Source organism: Dorea sp. D27 (genome assembly GCF_001185345.1).
Classification (GTDB): Bacteria; Bacillota; Clostridia; order Lachnospirales; family Lachnospiraceae; genus Extibacter.
In genome coordinates, this window is the sequence record NZ_KQ236748.1 from 64,420 (window position 1) to 88,021 (window position 23,602).

Annotated in this window: 25 protein-coding genes; 2 read left to right on the top strand and 23 right to left on the bottom strand. The window is 47.8% G+C overall.

Annotated elements, in window-relative coordinates; all coding sequences use genetic code 11:
• Positions 1–24 precede the first annotated feature (24 nt).
• The 5 genes from HMPREF0980_RS17745 to HMPREF0980_RS17765 form a co-directional block, all read right to left on the bottom strand.
• Positions 25–2,484, bottom strand: a complete 2,460-nt coding sequence (locus tag HMPREF0980_RS17745; protein WP_049730414.1) for a hypothetical protein — start codon at positions 2,482–2,484, stop codon at positions 25–27.
• Positions 2,484–3,635 carry a class I SAM-dependent methyltransferase gene (locus HMPREF0980_RS17750; protein ID WP_049730415.1) on the bottom strand — a complete coding sequence of 384 codons (1,152 nt, stop codon included), beginning with the start codon at positions 3,633–3,635 and terminating at the stop codon, positions 2,484–2,486. The genes HMPREF0980_RS17745 and HMPREF0980_RS17750 overlap by 1 nt, the downstream gene beginning before the upstream one ends.
• A 93-nt stretch (positions 3,636–3,728) precedes the next feature.
• Complete coding sequence (locus HMPREF0980_RS17755) at positions 3,729–6,374, bottom strand: sensor histidine kinase (protein ID WP_049730416.1); 2,646 nt, start codon at positions 6,372–6,374, stop codon at positions 3,729–3,731.
• 12 nt (positions 6,375–6,386) lie between these two features.
• Positions 6,387–7,082 (bottom strand): response regulator transcription factor, encoded by a 696-nt coding sequence (locus tag HMPREF0980_RS17760; protein WP_049730417.1) that lies wholly within the window; start codon positions 7,080–7,082, stop codon positions 6,387–6,389.
• Positions 7,083–7,621: 539 nt separating this feature from the next.
• Positions 7,622–8,599, bottom strand: a complete 978-nt coding sequence (locus HMPREF0980_RS17765; RefSeq protein WP_049730418.1) for a LysM peptidoglycan-binding domain-containing protein — start codon at positions 8,597–8,599, stop codon at positions 7,622–7,624.
• Between the two features lie 151 nt (positions 8,600–8,750).
• On the opposite strand from HMPREF0980_RS17765, the gene HMPREF0980_RS17770 reads away from it, so the two are divergent.
• Positions 8,751–9,095 carry a sporulation initiation factor Spo0A C-terminal domain-containing protein gene (locus tag HMPREF0980_RS17770; RefSeq protein WP_049730419.1) on the top strand — a complete coding sequence of 115 codons (345 nt, stop codon included), beginning with the start codon at positions 8,751–8,753 and terminating at the stop codon, positions 9,093–9,095.
• Positions 9,096–9,354: 259 nt separating this feature from the next.
• Here HMPREF0980_RS17770 and HMPREF0980_RS19985 read toward each other — a convergent pair whose 3' ends face one another.
• Positions 9,355–9,585 carry a helix-turn-helix transcriptional regulator gene (locus tag HMPREF0980_RS19985; protein WP_334291731.1) on the bottom strand — a complete coding sequence of 77 codons (231 nt, stop codon included), beginning with the start codon at positions 9,583–9,585 and terminating at the stop codon, positions 9,355–9,357.
• 455 nt (positions 9,586–10,040) lie between these two features.
• On the opposite strand from HMPREF0980_RS19985, the gene HMPREF0980_RS17785 reads away from it, so the two are divergent.
• The gene (locus HMPREF0980_RS17785) at positions 10,041–10,268 is read left to right on the top strand and encodes a hypothetical protein (RefSeq protein WP_049730422.1); all 228 of its coding nucleotides are present in this window, start codon (positions 10,041–10,043) and stop codon (positions 10,266–10,268) included.
• Positions 10,269–10,333: 65 nt separating this feature from the next.
• Here HMPREF0980_RS17785 and HMPREF0980_RS17790 read toward each other — a convergent pair whose 3' ends face one another.
• The 17 genes from HMPREF0980_RS17790 to HMPREF0980_RS17865 form a co-directional block, all read right to left on the bottom strand.
• Positions 10,334–11,059: an AP2 domain-containing protein gene (locus tag HMPREF0980_RS17790; RefSeq protein WP_242847440.1), complete on the bottom strand. Its 726-nt coding sequence runs from the start codon at positions 11,057–11,059 to the stop codon at positions 10,334–10,336.
• The gene (locus HMPREF0980_RS17795; RefSeq protein ID WP_049730424.1) at positions 10,989–11,414 is read right to left on the bottom strand and encodes a helix-turn-helix domain-containing protein; all 426 of its coding nucleotides are present in this window, start codon (positions 11,412–11,414) and stop codon (positions 10,989–10,991) included. Before HMPREF0980_RS17795 ends, HMPREF0980_RS17790 begins: the two co-directional genes overlap by 71 nt.
• A gap of 21 nt (positions 11,415–11,435) precedes the next feature.
• Positions 11,436–11,777, bottom strand: coding sequence for a hypothetical protein (locus tag HMPREF0980_RS17800; protein WP_049730425.1), 342 nt, complete (start codon positions 11,775–11,777; stop codon positions 11,436–11,438).
• A 130-nt stretch (positions 11,778–11,907) separates the two neighbouring features.
• Positions 11,908–12,726: a peptidoglycan recognition protein family protein gene (locus tag HMPREF0980_RS18790; protein ID WP_084002948.1), complete on the bottom strand. Its 819-nt coding sequence runs from the start codon at positions 12,724–12,726 to the stop codon at positions 11,908–11,910.
• Between the two features lie 55 nt (positions 12,727–12,781).
• Positions 12,782–13,723 carry a gp53-like domain-containing protein gene (locus HMPREF0980_RS19670; RefSeq protein WP_049730426.1) on the bottom strand — a complete coding sequence of 314 codons (942 nt, stop codon included), beginning with the start codon at positions 13,721–13,723 and terminating at the stop codon, positions 12,782–12,784.
• A 77-nt stretch (positions 13,724–13,800) separates the two neighbouring features.
• On the bottom strand, positions 13,801–14,013 hold the full coding sequence (locus HMPREF0980_RS17815) for a holin (RefSeq protein WP_049730427.1): 213 nt from the start codon (positions 14,011–14,013) through the stop codon (positions 13,801–13,803).
• Between the two features lie 13 nt (positions 14,014–14,026).
• Positions 14,027–14,341 (bottom strand): hypothetical protein, encoded by a 315-nt coding sequence (locus tag HMPREF0980_RS17820; protein ID WP_049730428.1) that lies wholly within the window; start codon positions 14,339–14,341, stop codon positions 14,027–14,029.
• Positions 14,338–14,457, bottom strand: a complete 120-nt coding sequence (locus tag HMPREF0980_RS19630) for a CD1375 family protein (protein WP_255351363.1) — start codon at positions 14,455–14,457, stop codon at positions 14,338–14,340. The genes HMPREF0980_RS17820 and HMPREF0980_RS19630 overlap by 4 nt, the downstream gene beginning before the upstream one ends.
• Before the next feature lies 1 nt (position 14,458).
• Entirely contained in the window at positions 14,459–14,809 is a 351-nt protein-coding gene (locus HMPREF0980_RS17825) for a hypothetical protein (protein ID WP_049730429.1), read from the bottom strand.
• Positions 14,810–14,892: 83 nt separating this feature from the next.
• Positions 14,893–15,513, bottom strand: coding sequence for a hypothetical protein (locus HMPREF0980_RS17830; RefSeq protein WP_049730430.1), 621 nt, complete (start codon positions 15,511–15,513; stop codon positions 14,893–14,895).
• Position 15,514: 1 nt separating this feature from the next.
• Positions 15,515–16,135, bottom strand: a complete 621-nt coding sequence (locus HMPREF0980_RS17835) for a hypothetical protein (RefSeq protein ID WP_147629859.1) — start codon at positions 16,133–16,135, stop codon at positions 15,515–15,517.
• Entirely contained in the window at positions 16,132–17,505 is a 1,374-nt protein-coding gene (locus HMPREF0980_RS17840; RefSeq protein ID WP_049730432.1) for a phage tail protein, read from the bottom strand. Before HMPREF0980_RS17840 ends, HMPREF0980_RS17835 begins: the two co-directional genes overlap by 4 nt.
• A complete protein-coding gene (locus HMPREF0980_RS17845) occupies positions 17,505–18,209 on the bottom strand; it encodes a hypothetical protein (RefSeq protein WP_049730433.1) in 705 nt (234 codons plus the stop codon). Before HMPREF0980_RS17845 ends, HMPREF0980_RS17840 begins: the two co-directional genes overlap by 1 nt.
• The gene (locus HMPREF0980_RS17850; RefSeq protein WP_049730434.1) at positions 18,209–22,279 is read right to left on the bottom strand and encodes a tape measure protein; all 4,071 of its coding nucleotides are present in this window, start codon (positions 22,277–22,279) and stop codon (positions 18,209–18,211) included. Before HMPREF0980_RS17850 ends, HMPREF0980_RS17845 begins: the two co-directional genes overlap by 1 nt.
• Complete coding sequence (locus tag HMPREF0980_RS17855; RefSeq protein WP_049730512.1) at positions 22,266–22,589, bottom strand: hypothetical protein; 324 nt, start codon at positions 22,587–22,589, stop codon at positions 22,266–22,268. Before HMPREF0980_RS17855 ends, HMPREF0980_RS17850 begins: the two co-directional genes overlap by 14 nt.
• 56 nt (positions 22,590–22,645) lie before the next feature.
• On the bottom strand, positions 22,646–23,020 hold the full coding sequence (locus HMPREF0980_RS17860) for a tail assembly chaperone (RefSeq protein WP_198146326.1): 375 nt from the start codon (positions 23,018–23,020) through the stop codon (positions 22,646–22,648).
• A gap of 52 nt (positions 23,021–23,072) precedes the next feature.
• The gene (locus HMPREF0980_RS17865) at positions 23,073–23,591 is read right to left on the bottom strand and encodes a phage major tail protein, TP901-1 family (RefSeq protein WP_049730436.1); all 519 of its coding nucleotides are present in this window, start codon (positions 23,589–23,591) and stop codon (positions 23,073–23,075) included.
• Positions 23,592–23,602 lie beyond the last annotated feature (11 nt).

Here is a 23,602-nt window from a genome sequence, read left to right on the forward strand (position 1 = left end):
TCCCCTTTTCGCTTTGGCGTGTCCCTATTTTACATATCCGATGTAAGCATGGCCGCTTCCTTGCGTCATTTCATCCATGCTTTCGTATGACGCATTCTTTTTTTCTCCACTCGCCGTATCTACATAGCTTATTGTGCTTTCTGTATAGCCGGTCAGTATTATGGAGGAGGACGCGTTAAGCATCGCTATGACTGGTATGTCCTGGTTGATGACATAGAGCAGTTCTTCTGCAGAGCACCCGGTATAGTCCATCCCTCTGTTCTTCGACAGTTCGTTCATGACGTCTATAGGTGCGTCTCCCGCGTTCAGCCTGTCACGTACTGTTTGGATCTCATTGTCCTTTCCGGTGATTGCATGCTGCAGGTCTCTGTTGCCTCTTTCCCATATATAAGACTGCCGCGCAGACACGACGACGCCATTATATTCATTAGCCTTCTGTATTGCAGCGCCTGCCTTTTCGTATATGCCCTGCAGCTCGCCGTATCCGTATACATAGCACCTATCGGATGCGCCGTCATCATCAAATGTTATGGTAGTCGGATTTTCAAAAAGCACTTGCTTAGGTTTGAGCACTTTTGGCTCTTTGTCAGATATCCCGTCTGCGTAGGTCAGCCTGTATTGCGTCTCCTTTAATTCCGTTACATAAGATTCCGGATAGATATTACTTTCCTCTTTTTCCTCATTGTTCGTAATATAATCGTCTGCGGTGCCTGTATACGCGGCTCCCTCTTTCTTGACTCTGGAGAGGGTAATCATGTTGTCTTCAAATTGTGCGTCCAGCACATATATGCCCTCTTGTTCATATGTCTTAATAACCTTACTCTTGCTGTTTTGTATTTCTATCTTATAAAGAGGTACCACGGTCTCCCCGGAAACCGTTTTTCCTGTATCGGCAGTTTGGGCAACTCCATACACGAAATCATTTTTTACAAAGCCGAGCGGGCGGACAGCCTCTCCATCCTTACATTCCACTTTACGCTTCTTGCCGTTCGCAAAATTGATGACCTGTATTTCCGTCGCCTCATTCAGCTTTCCATTCGACTGATATGCAATCATATGTCCGTCGTCAGATACTACATACTGTCCTTCCTGCAGCCCTTCTACGATGACCTCCTTTGTTTCTTTTCCCTTCTTTTCTACATTTACTTCATAGAGGTTTCCTTCAACCATGACATACAGCATGTCCGTCTCAACATTGTAGTAGACGAATCTGCCGAGCTCATATACGGCCGTGCCATATGATTTGTCACTAGATATAAATGCCTTCTCCTCCACGGAATTCTGGTCTATATTATAGTAGTAGATAGCAACGCCCACTTCACCTTCATGCTCTCCCCTGTTCATATAGCCATATACTGCAAATGTCACATTCCCGTCGTCATCTGATGCCAGCAGCTTTACTTCATGCTTTGCCGTCAGGCTCCTTATATCCGAATTTTCCGCGTCGGATAAACTAAACACTAGGGAAAGCTCATCTGTATCTTTGTTATAATTCCACAGCTCGTCTGCCTGCACGAAGGAAACAACGCTGCCATCGTCGCTTACCATATACTGTACGTCGTGTGACGTTATCCCGAGCAGGACTCCTTTCTCGCTGAGCACCTTCTTCGTCGGGTCGAAAATCTGCTCCATTGTTCTGTCATAGTCAAGGAGATAGGTTTTCTGAGCGTCTGCAATGTGCCGGACACGGAAGAATTCTTTCGCCTTATACACATCTTCCTCATTCTCCTCTCCTTTGCAGCGCACTTTATATTCCAGCTGTACGGAAGTGTATGTGCTGTTCGTCTCCTTGATGTACCAGCGTTCACCGCCCTCCACAGATGGCTCCAGGCTTCCCCATGTAACCTGGTTATAATCAGAATGGATGGTCACATGCTGGAAGGTGGAATTATCTCCTTCTTCGTTCGGCTCGATTGCAGTACCGATACCAGTCCCTTCTGCCTTAGCCAATGCATTTTCATGAAAGTCGCTGATATAGTTGAGACATTCGGCAACATAATCATTGGATGCATCAACGATACGCGTATAAAAATACACCGATTTATCGCCATCCAGGCTAAGCACAATCTCCAATACTCTCTCCTCGGAGAGAAGGTTCTCCCCGGCCAGTTCCAGACTGACACCTTTTCCCGCCTTTTTCACCTTCTTCTCCAGCAGCTTGTCCTTACCATCCAGCGTGTATACCGTATACTTAAGCCTGTTGATCTTATTGTCGTATGCCTCGATATTCAAATCAAGCGTCTGTCCCTCAACCGGCGTAATCGTATCTCTCATAGCAGGGATGTCCATTTTCTTGGCATAGCCTGACAGCAGATTCACATTAAATCCGTTACAGGAAAAAGATACCTGCGGATATGTCGTGACTCCCATATCCGCTGTCATATTGTCGTTTCCCCGGTTCGTAAAATAGCTGAATATAAGTACAGCCGCGATAAAGACTGCTAATAATATCCCCGCGTTTATCAATCGGTTTTTTATGTTCATCACAGTTCCCCTTTTTCATCTAACAACCTGCCTAAGGCTGGTGATACATGAAGAAATCCTTCACATATATCTATTGTATCCTGATTCTCCCCTTTTCTTCCTGTCTTTACTGCACGAATCAAAATATTTTTCGGCGTGTGCTCCATGTCTATAAATTCCAGAATCTGGGCGTCGTAGCCCTCCCGTTCCAGATATTGCGCACGCAGACCGTCTGTGACAAGGGCTGCAAAGCGCTCTTTCAGAAGTCCGTAATTCATTACCGGCCCAAGCACATCATTCTTCATCTGAGCATTCAGTTCATGCTGGCAGCACGGAACAGACAGGATAACTTTTGCATCCCAACGAACGGCCTTTGCCAACGCAAAATCTGTAGCGGTGTCGCAGGCATGAAGGGTGACGACCATATCCACCTTCTCCACTCCTGTATAATCCGCAATGTTCCCCTCTAAAAAACGGAGCTTGCTGTAACCATATTTTTCACTTAATTCATTGCAGCTTCGGATAACATCGCTTTTTAAATCCAGACCGATAATCCTGACATCGTATCCCTTCAGCTCATGCAGGTAATAATACATCGCAAAGGTCAGGTAGGATTTTCCACACCCGAAGTCAAGAATCGTAACCTCTCTTCCTCTGTCAAGCTGAGGGAGTATATCTTCGATAAACTCAAGAAAACGATTAATCTGACGAAATTTATCAAATCTGGATTTTATAACTTTGCCTTCCTCTGTCATAACCCCCAGGTCTATCAGGAACGGAACCGGTATCCCTTCCTTCAGGATATACTGTTTTTGTCTGTTATGGCTTATATCCACGGGTAGGGGCCCCTTTTTCCGTATTTTCCTCTTAACAGTAGCTTTCCCCTTCTTGCTTATGAGCACAGTATACAGCGCTTCCGTGGTTTCAAGCTGCATCTGTTTCATAGACTCCATCTGCCCCGCAATGACATTCACGGCCTCTCCCTTGTCCACATTCTGATGAAACACCTGGTTCCCCTTGAACATCTCAAGCTGAACCATCCGTTCACCCTTAATCAGAACCAGGCGGGCCTTCACTTTGGACCATCCTTCCTTCGTTTTCGGATTACTCAATACAGCATGTATAAACATATCATTTAAGTTTTCAGCTAATAGCTTTTTTATCTCTTCCATAATAGTATATTGTACTGTTTTTTCCACATATAAGCAAGTTGGGGACGGGGTTTTTTTCAAAAACCCCCGTCCCCAACTTGAATCATGGTGTCCCTAATTCGTTTCACCCTGTCCCTCTTCGTTTTCCGTAACCTTTTCAACCCGCGGGAAGGTAATTGTCACTTTGAACAAATCTCCGTCGAGATACAGATCGAAGGTGCCGCCCTGCATCGTCGTCAGGCTTTTCGCAATGGACAGTCCGAGTCCGCTGCCTTCCGTGCTTCTCGACACGTCACCGCGCAGGAATCGTTCTGTCAGCTCATCCGCAGTAAAGTTAAGCGGCTGATCTGATATATTTTTCAGACTGAAGATTACGGTCACGTCCGTAACGCTCAGGTCCGCATAAATACGGGTACCTTCCATCGCGTATTTTGCCGCGTTGTTGTATATGTTTTCAAGTACGCGCCACATGCGGCGTCCATCAGCATGTATGATGGCCTCCCCTTCCGGCAGGTTCAAGACTTCATTTAGATTTCTCTCGGTAAACTTCTCTTCAAATTCTCCGCTCGTCTGCTGTATCATTTCTACAAGATTGATATTCATTAAGTCAAGCGTTATATTGCCGGAACTTACTTTGGACGCCTCGACGACATCTTCCGTCAATGTTTTCAGCCGCTGTGCCTTTGTCTCCAGAACTTCCAGATATCTCTGTATCTTTGGATCGTCCAGATGTTCCATTTTGAGCAGGTCAATATAGTTAATAATGGAAGTGAGCGGTGTCTTGATATCATGGGATACGTTAGTAATCAAATCTGTCTTCAGCCGCTCGCTCTTCATGCTTTCTTCCAATGCGGCATCCAGGCCTTCGCCGATGGTATTCACCCGTTCCGCCAGCATGAGCTGTTCGCCTTTCAGACCGTCAAGCGGTATCTTATAATTGACTTCGCCTGCAGAAATGTGTTCTATGCCCGACCTGATCTTCTGTCTGGCAATGGACATCCGTACCAGATAGATGAATGCCACAGCCTCCACGACCAGCATCGACAGGAACCAGAACCAGTTTACAATCGCGCCGCTCAGCACTGCAAGCCAGTGTACAAACCCAAACAGCAAAAACAGTATAACCGTCTTCCACACGAAGTGCATGTTGACAAACAACTGTTTGACAAAGCTGAACAGGCCCTTTACGATACTGTTATTCCACACCGTTCTCGCCTTGATTCTGCGGACAAGGCTCATATATCCAATCAAGAACAGGCCGCATGTGTAGGCGGCAACGATGCCGCTTCGCACGACGCCGGGCATGGCATTATAGCTGTATACGGCCAGCGCATACGTATCGCCATAATCCGGAACCTGGCCGGTAAAATAATCTGAAATACCGCTTCCCACCAGCAGTACAGGCCCAATCCACAGCAAAATGACGAATGCGGCCGCAAGTTCCGTCTTCCACCTGTCAAACCAGTTTAAATGCAGCTCTTCATCTCTGACACTCCTGCCCGCAATAATTGTCAGCCATACGATTCCTGCCAAAAACAGAACGGCAGCGGACAATCCAAGTATCGCTGTCACCTGAATCCGCGAGCCATACTTTTCAAATATCCTGTTCTGTGAATAGAAACTGTCCTGAATCGGATATGATGTGTCCACACCTACCGCATAGACAAAATTCTCTTGTGCAGGTCCGCTGTACTGTACCAGATCCTTCCATGTGGATGCGTCTTCGTTATCCATGTTAGATTCATAATCAGACAGCTTCGGCTTCACGATGAGGTATTTTCCACTTTTGGTTATTGTTTCCAGGTTTTTGTCCAGTTTGTTAAAGTCCTTAAGTTCTTCTTTATTCGTATAGACCTTCTTGGCAGCCATATCTGCATACAGGTAGACAAGGTTCGTGTCGCCCTCTCTCCAGCTGCTTTCCAGCGCCTCATAAGTCTGGATGCGATCAAAGATCGTATAGACGCTGTTCTCAAGCATCTGGAAGATATCATTGAGCTTACCGTTCCAGTTTGAATTGCTGTTGGCAATTTCAAGCAGATTCGCAGCTCCGATTGGTGCGTATTTTTCTTCTATCTGATATCCGTCATAGTTCCAGCAGTCTATAAACTCAATCTTCCCCTCCCGGTTCTGGAGCCCTTTGAATTTGGATTCTGTCTCAGTGCTGTACTGAACCTCGCTGCGTCCACCGTTGCGCAGTTCATACAGAATCTGGTCAGAAGTGACTTCCTCGCCGTTGCTGTTGCTCGCAATGACAAAGCTCAGCTCTCCGTCATTGATCAGCTTCTCTAATTCTGTAAAATAGTAATACCGAAATGTACCATCCGACCTCTTGCAAACTATTATCGGCTCTTGATTGTCGTTATCGGCTACGACATTACCGTCCGAATACGCTGTCCCTTCCGCCCATTTTCTCAGGTCTCCAAGCTTATAAGCGAGGCCGCTGCTGTTTTTGTTGCTGATTTTGTTATTTTCATAGAATTCCTTTATGTCCACCACGCGTTCAGGGTCAAATTTACCCTCTGTCTCAAAGAGCCCCCGCGTGTCTATACCTTCGAGAATTTCAGACGTCGCTGACTGCAGCTGCCCGCTGAAAGCTGTAGAATCCTCAAATTTCCTGGCTGTGTGCCCTGAAAACAAATCCCCCACCAAAGCAGGGTACGTCAGGACCCAGACCAGGCTGGCCACCGCCACGACTGCCAGGACATGCTCCGCAACGATCAATATCCCTTTCGTCAGGCTGGTCTTATACCATTGATTCATATAAACTCCCTTCTAAAGTTTCTCCACCTTATACCCGACCCCCCAGACTACTTTCAGGTAGCGCGGCTCCTTCGGATTGATTTCTATCTTCTCTCTTATATGTCTGATATGTACCGCTACCGTGTTATCTACGCCTATGGCGTCTTCATTCCAGATATTTTCATATATCTGGTCAATGGAGAACACTTTTCCCTGATTTTTAACGAGTAATAATAAAATGTTATATTCGATCGGGGTAAGCTTTACCAGCTCACCGTCAACCGTGACCTCCTTGAGGTCATCATTGATAGACAAGCCTCCAACCTCATATACCGCCTGGCTTTCACCACTAACCGTGCTTCCAAGCTGCGTATATCTGCGCAGTTGAGATTTGACTCTTGCCACAAGCTCCAGCGGGTTGAATGGTTTCGTCACATAATCATCTGCTCCCACATTGAGCCCAAGTATCTTATCTGCGTCTTCCGACTTGGCAGACAGGATAATAATCGGCATATTATTCTGTTCCCGTATCTTAAGGGTGGCTCTGATACCGTCAAGCCTTGGCATCATGACATCGATAATCAGCAGGTCTACCTTCTCCGACTTCAGCACTTTCAGCGCTTCTTCTCCGTCATATGCTTTTAATACGTCATAACCTTCCTGTGTCAAATATATATCGATTGCTTCCACAATCTCTCTGTCATCATCACATACTAATATTTTAGACATTTTCATCACCTCCCTTATACTATACAAGATTAACAGAGAATTTTTAAGAGCTTCGACAGAAATTTCTTAAGATTATATGAAAAAGGCCCAAATCCTCGAAGGATTCAGGCCTTGATACCAGCCGGAAAGCAATGGTCCGGCCAGATAAGATAATGCGGCTTCCTATCCAAAGACAAATAGACAGAATACCAGTTCCCGCTGCATGTGCTTACAGGGCTGCGTCACAGGCAGCCACCGGTATCCGCGCTATTTCTATTTCTCCGCCCGGAGAAGAACCACGTCCTGGATATGGACAAATTCCCAGTTTCATCCCATAGCATCATCAGATTCCAAAATCAAGCAGCAAAACCAGCCTTTTGGCCTTCATGCACAGCCATGTCCCCGGACTAACCATTTTCCCCGCTGTCCTCACCAGATACCCCGGTCCCCTCCGGACCGATATTTATATCCCCAGATGAGCCCACATTATCTTTCTATATAATAACGTGCTTTTATCTACTTAACAATATTTTTATGTCACATAATAATATTTTAATGATTTATACCCTGATTGTCGTACCCGCATATATAAGATTTGGATTGGAAATACCGTTCAGCCTCTGAAGTTCCGCTACGGTGGTGCCAAAACGAAGCGCTATACCGCTGAGCGTATCACCGGGCTTTATAGTATAATATCTCGCAGACGTTTCCTGATACCCGACCGGTATCCTTATTTCCTGCCCCGGGAATATCAGGTTGGGATTCTCTATATCGTTATAGGAAGCAAGCGTCTCGTACGTCGTCCCATATCTGGCCGCAATACTGCTCAAATTATCTCCCGGCCTTACCGTATATATAATTACATCCGTCGGGGAGGAGGTCGGAGGTACTGGCGTCGTGACTTCCCGGTTCATTTTATTGAGACCGGCCCGGGAGATGACATTTGCCAGATCATAATACGCAATATTCTGGTCTACATTGCCCGAAATGCCGCTGAGGCGCCCTGCATCACTGTACTGCCATATTGCCATGTCCCGGATAGACGGCTGGGAAGCATACTGTGCATACCACAATGCGTATTTCTGCCTTAAGGATGCATCAAACATACGATTCAGAAAGTCCAGGTTGCTGTAGTACATGGCAAAATATCCAAGCTGTTCGACCCTGCTGCAAAACGCCGTGACGAGGCTGGTGGCCAGCTGCTTTGTTACCGTCACCCCCTGGCCCGCAGCGTAATTTACAGATGCATATTCAAAATCGAAGCATACGGGATACTGCACTTCATAATCTTCTATCGCCTGTATACAGTAATCAGCCTCTTTCCTGGCCATATCTTCTGTATATGCATAGGAGAACCAGTATACGCCAAACGGAATCCCTAAACGGTTGCATTCCTCCGCATTCCTTCTAAATTCCGGGTCAGGGTTGCCCTGTCCATATCCGGCACGTATCATTACAAATTGGGTCCCGGAGCCTTTCACATCCGTCCAGTTGATACTGCCTTGAAATTCACTTACATCTATTCCATGAATGCTCATATCATTTACCTCAATACTTTTTTATTATTTTATGCTACGTTTTGAATAATGTGTCGAAACTTAAAACCCTATGAGTTATGATATATCTGGTGTGCTCAGCCACATCAGAAGTTTTTCAATGTGAGGTTTATCTGTATGGGGGAAAGTTACCATGAAAGAACAAAAGATCCAACGATTGGTCCGCTCGCTGGGTATTGGTGCAACTTACCGGGGATACCGCTATCTTAATTATGGTATTCAACTATGTATGCAAGATGAAAATTATCTTCTGTCCGTCAGCAAACTGCTCTATCCTCAGATAGCCAAAGAATATCAGGCTACAAGCAGCAGTGTGGAACGGGATATTCGTACTGTCATCAACGTCTGTTGGGAGAAAGGGAACCGGCAGCTCCTTAAGGAGATATCCCTGCGCCCATTATATGCCAGGCCGACGTCTAGTGTATTTCTGGATATACTGGTCGACTATCTGAGAGATCGCTGCACGGATAAAAAGTAGCACAACAGCTCAGCAGAACTTTCCTTTACCCTCAGTGACGGGCTGGAATAAGACGAAAGTATGTCTTTGCCAGCCTGCTTTTTATACAATGGAGCCATATTCACTCTTTCTTTCTGACTTCTTAAGATGGGCTTAATTAAATCAACGCATTTTCAAGGTATTTTCGTAATATTTGTTGCTAACGTGTTACTAACCGTTCACAATTTAACTTATTCATATAGCACCATATCTCTGCAAATAAATGCTAAAAGCCAAGGCGTTACCCTTGGCTTTTGCTATAGCATTTCCTATTACTTGTACGATTTATTATGTAATCTACACTCGTGTCAAAATAATCTGCCATCGCACATAAAATATCTATGTCCGGCAGTCTCTTGCCCATCTCCCAACCCGCAACCGTGCTTCTTTCCACATATAGTTTTTCTGCCAGCTGCTCTTGAGTAAGTCCGGCTTCTTCTCTCAGTAACCTTATCCTATTCACGCATAACACCCCTTCTTATATTTTAAATGCTATGCTGCATTTTTACCACGAGAATAATTTTCCAGTACATTATTGTAATGAAAGAATTACAATTATCTATATGGAGGAATACTTAATGTACGGTAATAAGAAAAAAAGACGTGCTATAATAGTTCTTATAACAATTCTAATAATGTATATATCGTATGATAGTTTACAGGATTATAAAGTATATAGTAGCTTTAATAGCACCTCTGGTGACTACAGAGAGACTGAAATTAAAATTGTCGTTTACAAGGTGCATAAAATATCTCACCTCTATCAGGATATTGCAGAAAAGCATAACAAATTGAACGGCACACCGGATAAACTAACCCTTCAATTATATTTTTCCGAAAGAGCTATCAAACAGGGGCGCGTATATCGCACAATCATATTCGACTACATAAAATAATTGCATCGGTTCTCAGCTCGGAGGATAAAATATGAAGGAAAAATGGAAACCTGGAGACGAATGTTACATCGTTGAAAATAACATGCATATTAGGCCCGCCACTGTAGTCAGAAGCAGCGGCGGGTTCTGCACGCTTCGTCTCGGTAACGGAAAGGGGATACGGGTCAGGGAGAGCCGGCTTTACTGGACGCCAGAAGAGGCGGGGATGCATGTGCGGTATCGTGGTGTGCCGCGACGGACGCATTATGATTATGAATAATATATAAACCTTTGTTCTGCCTATATCGTACTCTCGCAATTATTCCCCATATTTTGTATATTAGATTATTTATTGATATTCTTCTGTAGCTTTTCCCATCGCTCAGGATATTCATTTCTGTACCAGTTTATAAAATTTCCGTATATGTTTTTTTCTGCCTCTTTTCTTGCATTGACTGCGTCTTCCTTCTTTTCATATGACCCAAGGTGATATTGTTTTCTCTTAAAATTAATGTATGCTCTATATTTCCCCGTTTTATGGGAGTATGATATTCCCGTTGCCCCGGTAGAGCTATTCTTGTTTACCGAACGCCTCCCGTCTATGGTCAACACGTTCGTACCGTCTACAGAAGCAATTTTTGAAATTTCATGTCCACGTTTTAGATTGTTAATATTACAATTAGCGCAACGTTTTGCTTGTCCATTAGTAATTCTCGCCAATGGTATCGTGGTCATACTTCCGCAATTTAAACACTCTGTCAGCATGATAATCTGATTATTTTTATCAATTCCATTATACGAAACAATTTTAATATATGAATATGTTTTTCCGACAAAAGTGTTGGCCCATTCTATTCTTTTCTTCAAGCGTTCTTCTTCTCTGCATTCTACGCATCCAGCATCTTTATATTTCAAAATCTGCTCCCCTTTATAGATGAATGTTTTGTCACATCTCCCACACTTGCACAGCCATTTTTTACAACCTCTTCGGGAAACATCTTTAACATCTGACACTACTTTTATTATTCCGTAAGTCTCTCCCGCAACTATCTTTACTTGTTTTTTCCGCAATGTTATTCCTCATTCTCCTGTTAAGCGTTTCCATCGTAACGGCATAGGCGAGTAACTTCCTGACGTGCTCCGCTGGCTCCCTTTCGCCATATTCCCACTGTTTTAGCGTCCTCGCTGGAATATTGTAAGTTCTTATCATATCAGCCTGTGATATCCCTAGCATTTCCCTCAATCCTTTGAAATCCGAACGTGCGGCTTCGTATGTCGTCCTTAAGACATCTATAACTTCATCGACATCATCGACATCATCACCCATCCAGTCCTGCCATCCCCTCTCTGCAATATACATGTCGAGGTCCTTCTCCCGCTCCACCTCATTATACAATCGTACGAATGTCGAATAATTAATATACATAATCTTTTACCTCCAATCTTTTTACCTTATTCTTCTAACTACTTCTGCGCCCGTCATAATTATTTCCCCCTCGTCTTCGCCCCATTCATAACCCCAGCTGCTATCTATTTTCACCAGATAGATATGTGGATAAGAATAATTTGCTGAAAGTGCCTTATTATAATTATCAAGTTCTCCACACTCGGCTTCTAAAGTTCCGTCTAAATAATCGAGGAAATCTTTTTCATCAGAAACGTAGATTGCACATGTTCCAGAAAGTTCTTCACCTTCATGTCCTTGGATATCATAAGAATGACTATCACCTATCTCTTCGCCAGTTTCAAATTCTCTATCATCAAATCTTATTCCCCATATCGCGCTCATTATATTTTCCTCCGTTCTTTATCTTAATTATATTATAGTGCTCATTGAGCACTATGTCAATAGTTTTTTATAAAAAGTTCAAAAAAATAGCCCCGGAGTTTTTACGCTCCGAGGTTCTGTTATTACTATATTACTGCCTATTGCACCATTCCTGCAGTTTCTTGATGCACGGAGATGGACCGCTGAAGCATCCGTCCTGGACGCATCCAAGCCATTTCTGGATAGCCTTTATGGTCGCCGGTCCGATATGTCCATCCTGCTTGGCGCCGACCTTCTTCTGTATCGCTTTGATAAGCGGGCTGTATCCTGACGGATTAGATATCCATTTCCAGCCGCCGTCCAGCCCAGGGTTCTTATCTCTGTAGCACAGGAACTGGTTCGACACCACGCCGTCGACAGTGGTTCCGAATATCTGCTGCAGCCTGGTCGTCAGCTTCGGCCCCCACCAGCCATCCTCTTTCAATATCGTCTTGTCGCCGTCTCCTTCAGACGGTGTGGTCGTGACCGACACGCTGCCTGAAGCTCCGGCGATGTCCGAAAATGGGAAATTTGTTCCGGGGCATGAGGTAGCGCATACATCGCAATGCCGCTGTACTATGCCGATGCCATACTTATTCTTAAGATATGCAACGAGCTCCTTCCCTGCCGCCTTCTGCGTTGCAGGCATTGTCTCGGTCATGTACGTTCCCTCGAAGCAGATTCCGATAGAATCCGAGTTGCTACCGGATGCATGCGCACCTACTGTCCCCTCCGGCCGGCCACGATATACGGAGCCGTCTTTCCGCACGAAGAAGTGGTAGCCTATGCCTGCCCATCCGTTATTCTTATGCCAACGGTGGACGTCCTGTACTGTACAGCTCGACGCCTCTGCGTGGTGCAGGATGATACGTCTAGTCCTGCTCCTTCTGCTCATGCTTCCAAAAGATAGATTTGATTCTATGATTTTCATGTATTTTTCTCCTTCCATTTAAAAGAGAGCCTGTTTCCAAGCTCTCGTTAATACATTACTTCCAACGCCCTTCAGCCACCCAATGGAAGCTGACCCCTGCTATTGACTCTCCATTGTGCTGGCGTGTATAAACATACGAATATGAGGGTTTAATTGGTTGCACACTGCACAAGAATGCGATATATGCAGGTGAATAATACTCTGCCGTAGCCACTATGTGATACTTATCATCTACAAATGAAATAGGGAATGTTATAGTGGCAAATGCTTGGCTTAAAGATGTTCCTTTTCCATACATCCTTAACCTTCCATCCGACCATTTTTCATAGGTTATACCATTTTTAATACCAGAATCGACAAGATAAGCGGATGATTTATCACGTAAATCTCTAACCGCATCCATCAATTCTTTCCCCTGTCTTGCATCTAGCGCATAGCCCTCTTCCGTCGTCTCAAGATTGTTGGCGATATTCACCGGGCCTGCCGGGCCCTGCTCCCCTTTATCACCTTTCGGGCCCTGGATTCCCTGTAGTCCTTGCGGACCTGCAGCACCAGTATCACCTCTATCGCCTTTTGGGCCCTGTGGGCCAGCAATTCCTGGATCGCCTTTGGGACCTGTGGCTCCCGTCGGTCCCTGCGGGCCGGCAGTACCAGTGTCACCTTTCGGGCCAGTGGCTCCCTGTGGGCCGGTGGCTCCGGTCGGACCTTGTGGCCCTGTCAATCCCTGGGGGCCGGTCAGTCCCTGCGGACCCGTGGTGCCGGTGGCTCCCTGCGGACCAGCTGGGCCTGCCTCTCCTTTTTCACCCCTATCGCCTTTCGGACCAGTGGCCGGAACCTGCGTGTCAGATTCCCCTATGTACCAGTTGCCGTTAGCTCCGATGTGCGGCGTGATGCCATCGTCCCCTCTTGCCTTGACCCCCGTGTCGTAACCGTTGATATACCAGTTTCCGTTCTCACCGATGTAGATTTCCGGTATGAAGCTTGTTGTCTCTTCCATAAATATATGTCCTCCTTGTTATTTGATAGCTGTATCCTATCAAATGGAATGGGGACATGGAGGGACAACGCAGATAATTATTCCTGCTTTTCTATCTCCGGCAACCCTGCCAGGCTGTTCAGCAGGGACAGCACTCCGGCCAGCACCGATGCAGATATGACATACTTGATATCTACCTGGCTCATTACCGCCGCCGTGCCTATGCCGGCAATCGCTGCCTGTGCCACGGTCTTGATTGCTCTCATGCCTGCCTTCTTGCCCCATTCAATCCAATATGTTTTGTTCTTCATTCTCCTTCTCCTTTCATTGAATCATAGTTAACAAGTAAATAAGGCCGCCTGCTACGGCGGTCCCCAATGCCCCCAGGAAGGCGTTGAATATAGCTTTTGTAGAATCCTTCCACCTCTTTGCCGGCTCCTGTTCAAGCTGCTCCAGACGTGCCCCCTGGTCCTTCTGCTCTTCCATCATCGTACGCATGTTCAAGGCCAGCTCCTTTACCGATATGACCAGCTCCTGTATGGTCTTGGTCTGCTCCTCCTGGTCCTTCATCCGATGCTTTAGAGAGCCAATCTCATGTTCATGGCCTTCAAGTTTAACTGCAATCTGCTCTTCTGTCACATCATGCTACCTCTCTTTCTGTACAATTCTGCTTCTACATCTTCCCTCCACCGTGCCGGCACGCCTTCAAGCGTCATCTTATCCGTTTCAATCCGATGTACATAGAACGCTACCATATCACTCACCTCCTGCCACTATGACGGCCAGCTCTTCGATTGCTCCGTCCTGGATTTCCTGCCCTGCTTCCAGTTCAGCTATGCGTTGCATGAGCGTCTTCTCCGGTTCCGGTTGCGGAATCTCCGGGTACACGCTGCCATCGTCTGAAAACTGCAGCCCTCCTTCAACCTTGCGGTAGACCGTCTTATACGCGGCATAGTCGCCAAGCAGCGTAATGCCGTCATGTCGGTACAGCTCGAACCCGGCCAGCTTCTCCGGAACCTCCCCCAGTACCTGTACCACGTTGCCGGAAATCCTCGAAAATTCCACCTCATATGGTGTTTTCAATTTTTTATACTTTAGTATGAGCAATTTAAACCCCTCCTTTCGGGTATAAAAATAAGAGCCTCACGGCTCTTGGTCTACGGGTTACATTTCATCACTAAATAGCAAAACTATAGATTAGAATCCAAAGATACGGCATTCCAATGTACCTTTACAGCATGATTGGCCGATGACGTATACAAAAATAAGTCAGCTTTTTTATTTGTTACACTCTTTATTGTTATTTTGTCGGCTGTAACCTGCCCTGTTTCTATTTGACATGTAAAAGCTGGAATATTGATAAAATTCTTATTGAAAGTAATCGTAAATGTAATCGCACTATTTAGCACTGCTGTAACGGACGCTGTGCCGCCATCGTACATATTGCTTAATTTGCTATTTAGCTCTGCAAGTGCAGCAGCATTTGCGTCTGCCTTGGCAGTATTTGCTGTTATCTTTTCAGTCAGCTCGGCCACCTTCTGCGTTATCGTAGTCCTTACCGATGTTATCAGCCGGCTTACCCCATGTGCTCCGGCCGGAATCCCGTCCTGGGTGGTCGCCCATATCTCATCAGCACCGTCGATGACGGAGCCCTTGAACGCTTCCAGGGCTGCCGCATCCTCCGAAATCTTTGTTTCAGTCGTCGAGGCCCATTCGTCAATTCTCTCAAAATTTGTTCCCATGCCCGTATTTACGTTTACCGGAGTGCTTCCTGTTATCGTCTTAAGTTTCAAGAAATCTGTTGTTCCCATCTCAATTACCTCCTGTTAATAGTGCCTTCGCACGGATGTCAAATTCAAACGCTGGTATATTCTTGGCGTCCAGCTCATCCGCCGTAATTTCCAAAGCATCAAGCTCATCTGCTGTAATCGGGCTACCGAACATTGCAATGGTATGCTGCCATATATTATTGATAGTTTCTTGCGTGGTCTTTCGTTCCCCGTCCGTCGGGTCGTAGATAATACTGTACCCTGTCGCAGCCTCTATCGCCCTCTGCGTCGCGTCCTCGCACAGGTGGGTCTGCTTCACGCTCGCATCCGTAGCGTTCCGGCAGGCGGACTCTATTTCGGTGTAGGACCTGCATAGGTTGTCTACCCTGTCGCCCTCTGCCTTCGCATAGGCTGCCTGCTTGCCAGCCTCGTCCCCCTGGACGCCGGCATAGTCGCCTTTCCCTTTCGCGTAGTCCCCCTGGTTCTTTGCATAGTTCCCCTGAGCCTCCGCATAGTTCCCTTTCTCGACCGCGGCGTCGAGCTCCTCCATCGCCTCGATGCACACGGTCTCCGCGATATCCGCATAGGCATCCCGGACATCCTCGCCGTAGATGGCGGCCCGGAAGGCCTGTATCTGCTCTGTTATCTTTTCTCTCATTGTCAACTTGCTCCACCTCCTTCGAGTGCCTCGAGCCGGGACAGTATCCCATCTATCGCCTGTTGCTGCTGCGTATATTTAGCCTGCAGGGCATTTATGGTCTGCCCGTTTGTAGCCAACTTGTCTTGGATATCAATCAGCTTTGACTGCACGTCCGAAGCGCTGCCCTCCAGCACCTGCACCTTGCCGTCGATGGTCGTCACCGCCTGCTTCGTGCTGTCGACCTCCTGCGATATGGTGCTCACGCTTGCCTTGAGCTCTTCCACGCCCTGTGCCGCGTCCTTCTGCTTCTCGATTGCCTTCTGCAGCGCCGCCTGCTTCTCGGTCAGGGACTGAATCGTATCCCCCAGGACTATCCTGTCATTGGCCGGATCCAGAAGGTCGTACTCTCGCTTCGTCACCATCATGTAGCGTTCAATGCCATGCGGGGACGACACGACCCGGACCATATCTCCAAGCCTTATCCTGTCGATATCGACATCGACGAGGTGCAGGTCGACAGCGGTAAGCTCAATCGTCAGGGCAAGATTCCGCATGTTCCTTAAATGCTCCTGCCCCTTCGTCTTCAGGTTCGCCGGCACCGTCACGTCTGGCCACTCGTTCGTTCCGACAATCCTGCCGTATAGCGGGATTGCCTCCGCATCCTCGAGGTAGTCCCTGCCTCCGTTGACCGAGGCGATGGTCAGCTTCGCACCCTCTTTCGCCCCTTCCGGTGCCTTGCCGAGCGGAATCAGTACCGTTATGATATCTTCCGCACTTATATGCTCCGTCAGGTCAAGTATATTTTCCCCGAACCTGATGGTCTGCAGAGATGTCCTTCCATAGCTTTCCAGATAGTCAAGATATCTGATATCCCCTTCATGCCTCACGACAAGATATCCGCCATTGCTGTCTACCAGCTTATTCATAATCGTATCAAGCGTGTTCGTATACTGATTATCCTCTCTGGCATCATAATTCATCGACTGCTTTTCGACGGTACCCAGAGCGAAGTGCTTGGCAGGCTCCACCTGGCTGTTATGCTGGTTAAGTTTGTCTTGCAAGTAGCTGCGTGGCGTCAGGTTATGGTACTCCTTCGGCCGCTGTATGCTGTCAAGCAGATAGCCAAGCTCCCCCTCGCATGTAACCGTTACAGTACCATAGAGGTCATGCTCTGTAAGCAGAGGGCGGCCAGAATATAGGAGCAGGCCGTCATCATACGCTTCAATAACAGATGTCAGCTTTTTTATGTCTGGAAGCGACGGATGCGTCGCCGGAAGGGAAAGCACGAGGCTACCACTTTTATTCACCTCCAGCGAAACCTTGCCGCTTATTATGGTCAGCTCCGGCGCCCGAGGGTCATACAGCAGTTTCCCGTCACAGTAAATCTTATACATCACAGCCTCCCTCCCCTATAGTCAACGCTGACTGTCCCGCTTCCCGTAAAGGTCAGGACATGTTCGCCTTCACCAAGCTGCAGATCCAGGATCTTGCTCCGGCCTACGGGTAGGTTGTATGTCTGACCTGCATATTCAAGCTCAAGAGCCTCCGAGCATTCAAAGACCGGGACGACCTTCTTGCGCCGCCCCGGAATCATCAGTACCATTGTGCCATTCACCTGCAGATCCAGATAATTTCTGATTATCCCATCTTCAAAGCAGAAGTCACTCCACACCCATTTCTCGATGCCGGAATAACGTTCCAGCTTATAAGGCTCGGCCTCAACCATGATGGCGAAATGTTCAGCGCCCTTGAAGTCCTTATCTGTTTCCGCTTTCATACGCCCATCATAAAAATAGCCTCTGTCGCTATCCAGGATGATTCGCCTCCGCTGGCCGTGGCAGTAATCAAGTATGTCCGAATACTTCACGTGCCAGCGTGCAAATTCTTTTTCTCGCCGGATGAATTCCATCTTTATCTCACGGTTTCCATAGTTTGCTTCACCTGTGAGAGCTTCGCTCAAGTCGAGGTCGCCATCCCGTCCCGGTACGGATACAAGATATGTCTTCCGTTCAGGATCCGCAATCTCTATCCTGGTACAAACCAGGCCCCAATCCCTATATGTATGCTTTTCCCCGATTATCACGCCAAATTCAAACATTATACATACCTCTCTTTCAACGGAGCCTGGTCTCCTAGCCGTCTGTCGACATACACTGCAGATGCATTCCCAACATCTTTTGCAGATACAAGAGCATTTACCTGTATCCTCAGTTCGGACACGGCCTCCTTCATGCCTGCTATGAGATAATCATAGTCGAACTGGGAATCCTGCTCTCTCTTGATATCGATGGCATATCTGTTTCTTCCATTGCCGGAACGGACATTGGCTGTAAAATCAGATATCGTATCCAGCTCCATCGCCTTTGCCAGTACTTCGCTTGCCTTCTCGACGTCAGGTATCATGTTCAGGAGTCCTATTTCTGCTCCTTTGCCGGCGAATTCGCCTATCCTTGTCGTCACCCTGGAAGGGGAATTGATCTGTAACGCTTTGCGCATCGTCTCTTCCACCTTGTTTGCCAGCTTTTCCGCTGCTGAGACGGCTTCACCTGACCCGGCACGTATGCCCCTTGCCAAGCCGAGCGAGGCGAAATACCCGCTGTAGTAGAATCCCGAAGAGAGGCTTTCCAAGGCAGAAAGCATATCAGCAGAGCCTCTTGCCGTGCTTGCTTTTGCAGATTTCATTCCGCTTTCTATGACACGTACGAAGCGTTGCATGCCTGACGTAACCGTCAGCTGTACTGTCCGCATATTCGCACGGACCGATGCATCCATCGCCCGCATCCCGGCGTTGGTAGCAGCTACGTTTCCTTGCATTCCTGATGACACTGCACGGTTCCCCGCCTGCATCCCTGCGGTAATGGCCATCGCAGTCTGATTCATGCTTGCCTTTGCCGCCAACGGTATCCTGTTGAATGCTGCTACCGATACTTTCGTCGTGCCGTTCAACGCCTTATTCATTGCTGCAACTGCCGACTGTCCAGCGGATGCCATGATAGTATTCATGGATGAGTTTAATGTGCCTGACTGGCTTTGCAACCCTAATATGTAACCTTGTATTGTAAAGGCTCCATACTGCTGGAACACCGTGGATGGTGAATGTATGCCAAGCGAGTCCTGCGTTCCAGATTTAATTGTTTCACCTAGTTCAGAAGATGCATTGCCTGCCTGTGTACTATTCTCTGAGATACTATTTGTTACCGTATCCGTTATGTTCTTTCCAATGCTCCCAAAGTCAGCCGCCGCTACCTGTTCCCTTAACGATTGTTCTGTCTGAGTAACCAGGTCCATGACCCCTTGCGGTACATCTGACGTATCGAACGCTGTTTTAAGAGCGGTTGTGGCTGTTTCTCCGCCGTTCGCAAAAGCATCGGATAGCTGCTGCAGCTCCGTATCCGAAGCCTGTACCATCGCATTCACGTATCCTGCCGATTCAGGTCCTGCCTGCCGTAGCTGCTCGAGCAGCCCTTCGTCTACACCTCTCTCGGCCAATATTGCTATGTTATCCGCCCAGCTGGCGATGACCCTCTGGTTCTCCTGCAGGTTCGCCGTCATTTCCGCGACAGATATGTCAGATTTGTCGGAAAGGACATCGAACATGTTCGTCGCCTGCTCCTGATAGCCCTGCCATGTCTCCGTCAGGCTCTGCACAGCTGCCTGCTGGCTCTCAGAGAGCTGTTCCATCGTCAGTATCTGCGACTGTGCGCTGCCATTTACCGCTGCGGCCTGCGCCTGCTGGCTCTCTACCATCACATTCTTCAGATGCTCTTCTGACGCCGACAGCTCCTTCTTCTTGCTGTTCAGCTTTTCTTCCTGCTCGTTCATTTCAACGGTAGCGTCATTATACTGTTTCATTGCTGCGGGGCCATCATTGTTCAAAGTCTGCCATTCTTTCTCGAACGCATTCCTCGTCTCCTGGAGGGCAGCCTGTTCTTCCTCAATTTTTATCTGCTCTTTGGCCACTTCAAGATATCTTTCCCTTGCAGCCTGTGCTCTTGCTTCTATCTCGTATGCTTCGGCTTTTTCCACCAGGGCATCTGCCGACATGCTCAGAGCATCTGCTTCTTCATTATAAGAAAGGTTCAGCCCATCCATTGATGAGTTAAGGCTTTCGACATACGCTTTAAGCTCGGCCTTGTCTTGTGCGCTTTTGTTTTCCTTTCCGGAAAGCTGTGCTATGTTGGATGCCAGCTCCTTATTTGCCCTTGCGCTGGCTTCTATATCTGATGTGTTATCCTTATAGGCATCGCTTGAAGATTCCAGCGATTCTATGAGCTTCTTAGATGATTCAATAGCTTCATCTTTCGTTTTCAAAGCATCTTGGGCCGTTGTATCCAGCTTGTTTATTGCTTTTGTTACGCCTACCATAACAGCAGTTAAGGCAGTGACACCCGCTATAGCCAAACCTGTTTTTCCAGCCGACGTAGCCATATTCCACGCTGTCTGTGCTGCTGTAGCGGCGTTCAATTCTCCAGTAAGTATACCCAAAACAACAGTCTTTGCAATCGTAAGCATGCTGCTCTTCGCCTGTACGATGTTTCCTGCCTTGGTTGCCACCGTCTGGGCGGCTTCAGCCTGAGTCCCTAATGCAGAAGCGATGGCCTCGCCTTTATCTGCATTGGCTTTCGCTACGGATGCCCCTACAGCCGCCTTATCTGCATTCGATTTCGCCTTGGTTGCCGCGGCATCCAACGCCTCCGCCTTTGCGCTTAGCTCGGAAGAGGAAGCACCGTATTTTGCAGCTTGGGCTTTTGCCCTCTCTACCGCCAGAGCTTTCTTATCCACAGCCTCCCTCGCCTTTGTAACCGCTGCCGCAGCCTTATCCTGAACGGACTTCGATTTTGTCGCTGCTGCAGCTACTGCCTCTTCTTTTGCCTTGAGCTTTAGCGTAGCATTTGCCAACTGCTCCTCGGCGTTCCTGACCTTCGTTTCTGCGGCCGCTGCCTTCTCTGCCGTTGTCTTCATTTTCGCCGCCGAGGCAGACATTCGTTCGGCTGCCGTCTTCGACTTCAATGCTTTCGTCGATGCATCCCTTGCCTTCGCGCCAAGCCTTTCCGCCACTTCTGACGCTCTTGTAGCCTTTTCGCTTGCCTGCGTAGCCGTGGCCGCCAGCTGTTCTGCATTACGGAAAGCATCGATCGTAACTTTAGCCCCATCCATCGCCGTTTTTAACTTCATGTACTGGTCTTGGACTGCCATAGCGGCCTTGAATGCAAGGAATCCAGCGCCTGCCATCGCAAGAGAAGGGCCTAAGACATCAATAGCCTGCACGGCGATTCCTGCACCTTTAGCCAGACCGTTGAAAAAGCCGTCTACCACCGTCTTTACTGATTCAATCTTTCCCTGTATGGAAGAGCCATCTATCCTTTTCAGCGTATCATCTACGGACTGGATTACATTTGTCATGCCACGGGTTATGGAAATCCCGACATTTGTAAACGCCGTTCCAATTCCAGCAGACGCAGTCCTGGCCCTCTCAGCAAAACCGTTTACGCCTCCATCCAGTTCGACCAGCTTATCGTTTAGCTGGCTAAAGGTAATCTCGCCAGACTGGAGTGCGTTGTAAAGGTCATTCTGTGCCGACTCACCGGCAAATCCGAAGGCTTCTGCCAGCTCATAGAGTGCAGGCCCCATAGTTTCTTGAAGGGTTCGCCATGACTGCATGTCAACCGTACCCTTTGACAGCATCTGCGTATACTGTACCAATCCTCTTTCCGCGTCTGCCGTCGCTGACCCAGATGCAAGGAAGGCATTGTTCAAGGCAAGTGACGTATCTGTTGCTTTGCCCAGATCATTAGTCAGGAGCGCTATCTTCTGCGTGGATGACGTAATCCCGTCAAGTGACGTGGGCAGACCCTGGATTCCTTCTGACAGTTTATCAATTGACTTGGTGGATTCCTGGGTGCTGAACCCAAGCTGCTCCATTACCCTTGGGAACCGGTTCATGGTATCGAACCGGTCGATGGCATCGCCTAATGAATTCTTCAGAGCATTGCCGGCGACGCTGAGCGCTTTGAAGACTCCGATTCCTTTTGCTATATCTAATATGCCTTTTGATGCTTTCTGGCTTCTTTCATCTATGGCAACTAGGGAATCAGCAGCACTGTGCATCTTGCTGGTAAAGCCCCGGTCAGCCACGCTTAGAACCGCCTGGACGCTATATGTCTCCATAACATTTCTGCCTCCTTTCGTAATCCTGCACTTTGACGGCAATCCTCTTAAGGCGGTCCTCCTGCACCTTATCCCTGCATCCGCCCGTCACCTCTTCGATACGTTTCTCATAGTCGAAAAACTGCTTGAACGTCTTAAAAACCGGAACAGCCTTATCCTTGCCCTGCCTCTTTGTCGCCTGCACGTTATGGTTCGCCCATGCCTGAAGATGGATTTCATATTCCCTATCTATCTGCCTCAGACGATGAGCCTTCATCCGCATGCCATACTCATACAAGGTCATGCGGTCAATCTCATTGAAATCTGCCATGCCGAGATACCGGAGGCAGTCCAATACGATATGCTCATAAGTTTCCTGCGAGCTTTCTATCCTTTCAGCCCTTCTTCCACTTCCTTCAGCTCCTTTTCCATTTCCTGGAGCTTTCTCTTGCAGGCATTTGACTTTTTTAGCTCATCGATTACCTCGCTAAATACTGCGTCGATATCTTCCGCTCTATCGATGAAGTCATCAATTTCCTGCATGCTCGGCCGGCGCTTGTCCATCCGTGCCGTTCCCATATGGATGAATTCAGCCAGCGTCACTACATCTCCGACCAGAAGCAGCGGAATCTTGATTTCCAGCCCGTTGCCGAACTTCATGCCGGACTTGCTCTGGACGAAATACTTCTTGTCAAGGTCTCTGATAAACCCGATTCCAAAGTTAAGTTCGCATTCTTTCCCGTTTATATCTAATGTCATCATCTTCATCCTTTCTTAATGGAGGGTAGGAGGAAGTCATCCTCCTATCCCGTTCTTAGGCGCCTGCGTCTGGTGCTGGTGTTGGCGCTACCGCTTCCGTATCCCTGAATACATACTGTATCTCCTTGATATCCGCATCCGGCACCGTCACAAGGCCATCCTGCAGCTCGCCGTCCACGTTGAATGTCGTGGAGAACTGTGCCGCTTCCTCGACATTTGCCGGGTCCTCCCACTCCGAAAGCAGGCCCTGTCCATATTTCGCCGGGTATTTGCCATCCGTCGGCTCTGCTCCAAGGTCTATCTCCCATACCTCCAGAACCTCCTGCTTCAGCACTGCCTGCCTGAGCATGTTGTTGACGGCGTCCCTGGTAGAGACTGCTGTCATTTCGATTGTCGTGGTAAGGCCGCCGCTGTAGTTGATTGGCCCGTCCTTCGTCATCTGGGAGTCCGTGTTGGCCTCGTACTTGATCGTATGCTCCACCTGGAGGGCCAGCCTTGCCGCGCCTTCTTTCGTTGCATCCGCCAGCCTCCTGAACTTCAATATCTTGTCCTTTCCTAAAATAGGTTTTTCCATGTCATATCCTC

Excerpts from the sequence above, each read along its gene's own strand:
- HMPREF0980_RS17860 (WP_198146326.1), bottom strand. The coding sequence starts at position 23,020 with ATGATGACATTAGATATAAACGGGAAAGAATGCGAACTTAACTTTGGA.
- HMPREF0980_RS17795 (WP_049730424.1), bottom strand. The coding sequence starts at position 11,414 with ATGTATATTAATTATTCGACATTCGTACGATTGTATAATGAGGTGGAG.
- HMPREF0980_RS17800 (WP_049730425.1), bottom strand. The coding sequence starts at position 11,777 with ATGAGCGCGATATGGGGAATAAGATTTGATGATAGAGAATTTGAAACT.
- HMPREF0980_RS17760 (WP_049730417.1), bottom strand. The coding sequence starts at position 7,082 with ATGTCTAAAATATTAGTATGTGATGATGACAGAGAGATTGTGGAAGCA.
- HMPREF0980_RS17765 (WP_049730418.1), bottom strand. The coding sequence starts at position 8,599 with ATGAGCATTCATGGAATAGATGTAAGTGAATTTCAAGGCAGTATCAAC.
- HMPREF0980_RS17750 (WP_049730415.1), bottom strand. The coding sequence starts at position 3,635 with ATGGAAGAGATAAAAAAGCTATTAGCTGAAAACTTAAATGATATGTTT.
- HMPREF0980_RS17770 (WP_049730419.1), top strand. The coding sequence starts at position 8,751 with ATGAAAGAACAAAAGATCCAACGATTGGTCCGCTCGCTGGGTATTGGT.
- HMPREF0980_RS18790 (WP_084002948.1), bottom strand. The coding sequence starts at position 12,726 with ATGAAAATCATAGAATCAAATCTATCTTTTGGAAGCATGAGCAGAAGG.
- HMPREF0980_RS17830 (WP_049730430.1), bottom strand. The coding sequence starts at position 15,513 with ATGGGAACAACAGATTTCTTGAAACTTAAGACGATAACAGGAAGCACT.
- HMPREF0980_RS17865 (WP_049730436.1), bottom strand. The coding sequence starts at position 23,591 with ATGGAAAAACCTATTTTAGGAAAGGACAAGATATTGAAGTTCAGGAGG.
- HMPREF0980_RS17850 (WP_049730434.1), bottom strand. The coding sequence starts at position 22,279 with ATGGAGACATATAGCGTCCAGGCGGTTCTAAGCGTGGCTGACCGGGGC.
- HMPREF0980_RS17845 (WP_049730433.1), bottom strand. The coding sequence starts at position 18,209 with ATGTTTGAATTTGGCGTGATAATCGGGGAAAAGCATACATATAGGGAT.
- HMPREF0980_RS17840 (WP_049730432.1), bottom strand. The coding sequence starts at position 17,505 with ATGTATAAGATTTACTGTGACGGGAAACTGCTGTATGACCCTCGGGCG.
- HMPREF0980_RS17745 (WP_049730414.1), bottom strand. The coding sequence starts at position 2,484 with ATGAACATAAAAAACCGATTGATAAACGCGGGGATATTATTAGCAGTC.
- HMPREF0980_RS17785 (WP_049730422.1), top strand. The coding sequence starts at position 10,041 with ATGAAGGAAAAATGGAAACCTGGAGACGAATGTTACATCGTTGAAAAT.
- HMPREF0980_RS17855 (WP_049730512.1), bottom strand. The coding sequence starts at position 22,589 with ATGGCAGATTTCAATGAGATTGACCGCATGACCTTGTATGAGTATGGC.
- HMPREF0980_RS19670 (WP_049730426.1), bottom strand. The coding sequence starts at position 13,723 with ATGGAAGAGACAACAAGCTTCATACCGGAAATCTACATCGGTGAGAAC.
- HMPREF0980_RS19630 (WP_255351363.1), bottom strand. The coding sequence starts at position 14,457 with ATGGTAGCGTTCTATGTACATCGGATTGAAACGGATAAGATGACGCTT.
- HMPREF0980_RS17815 (WP_049730427.1), bottom strand. The coding sequence starts at position 14,013 with ATGAAGAACAAAACATATTGGATTGAATGGGGCAAGAAGGCAGGCATG.
- HMPREF0980_RS17755 (WP_049730416.1), bottom strand. The coding sequence starts at position 6,374 with ATGAATCAATGGTATAAGACCAGCCTGACGAAAGGGATATTGATCGTT.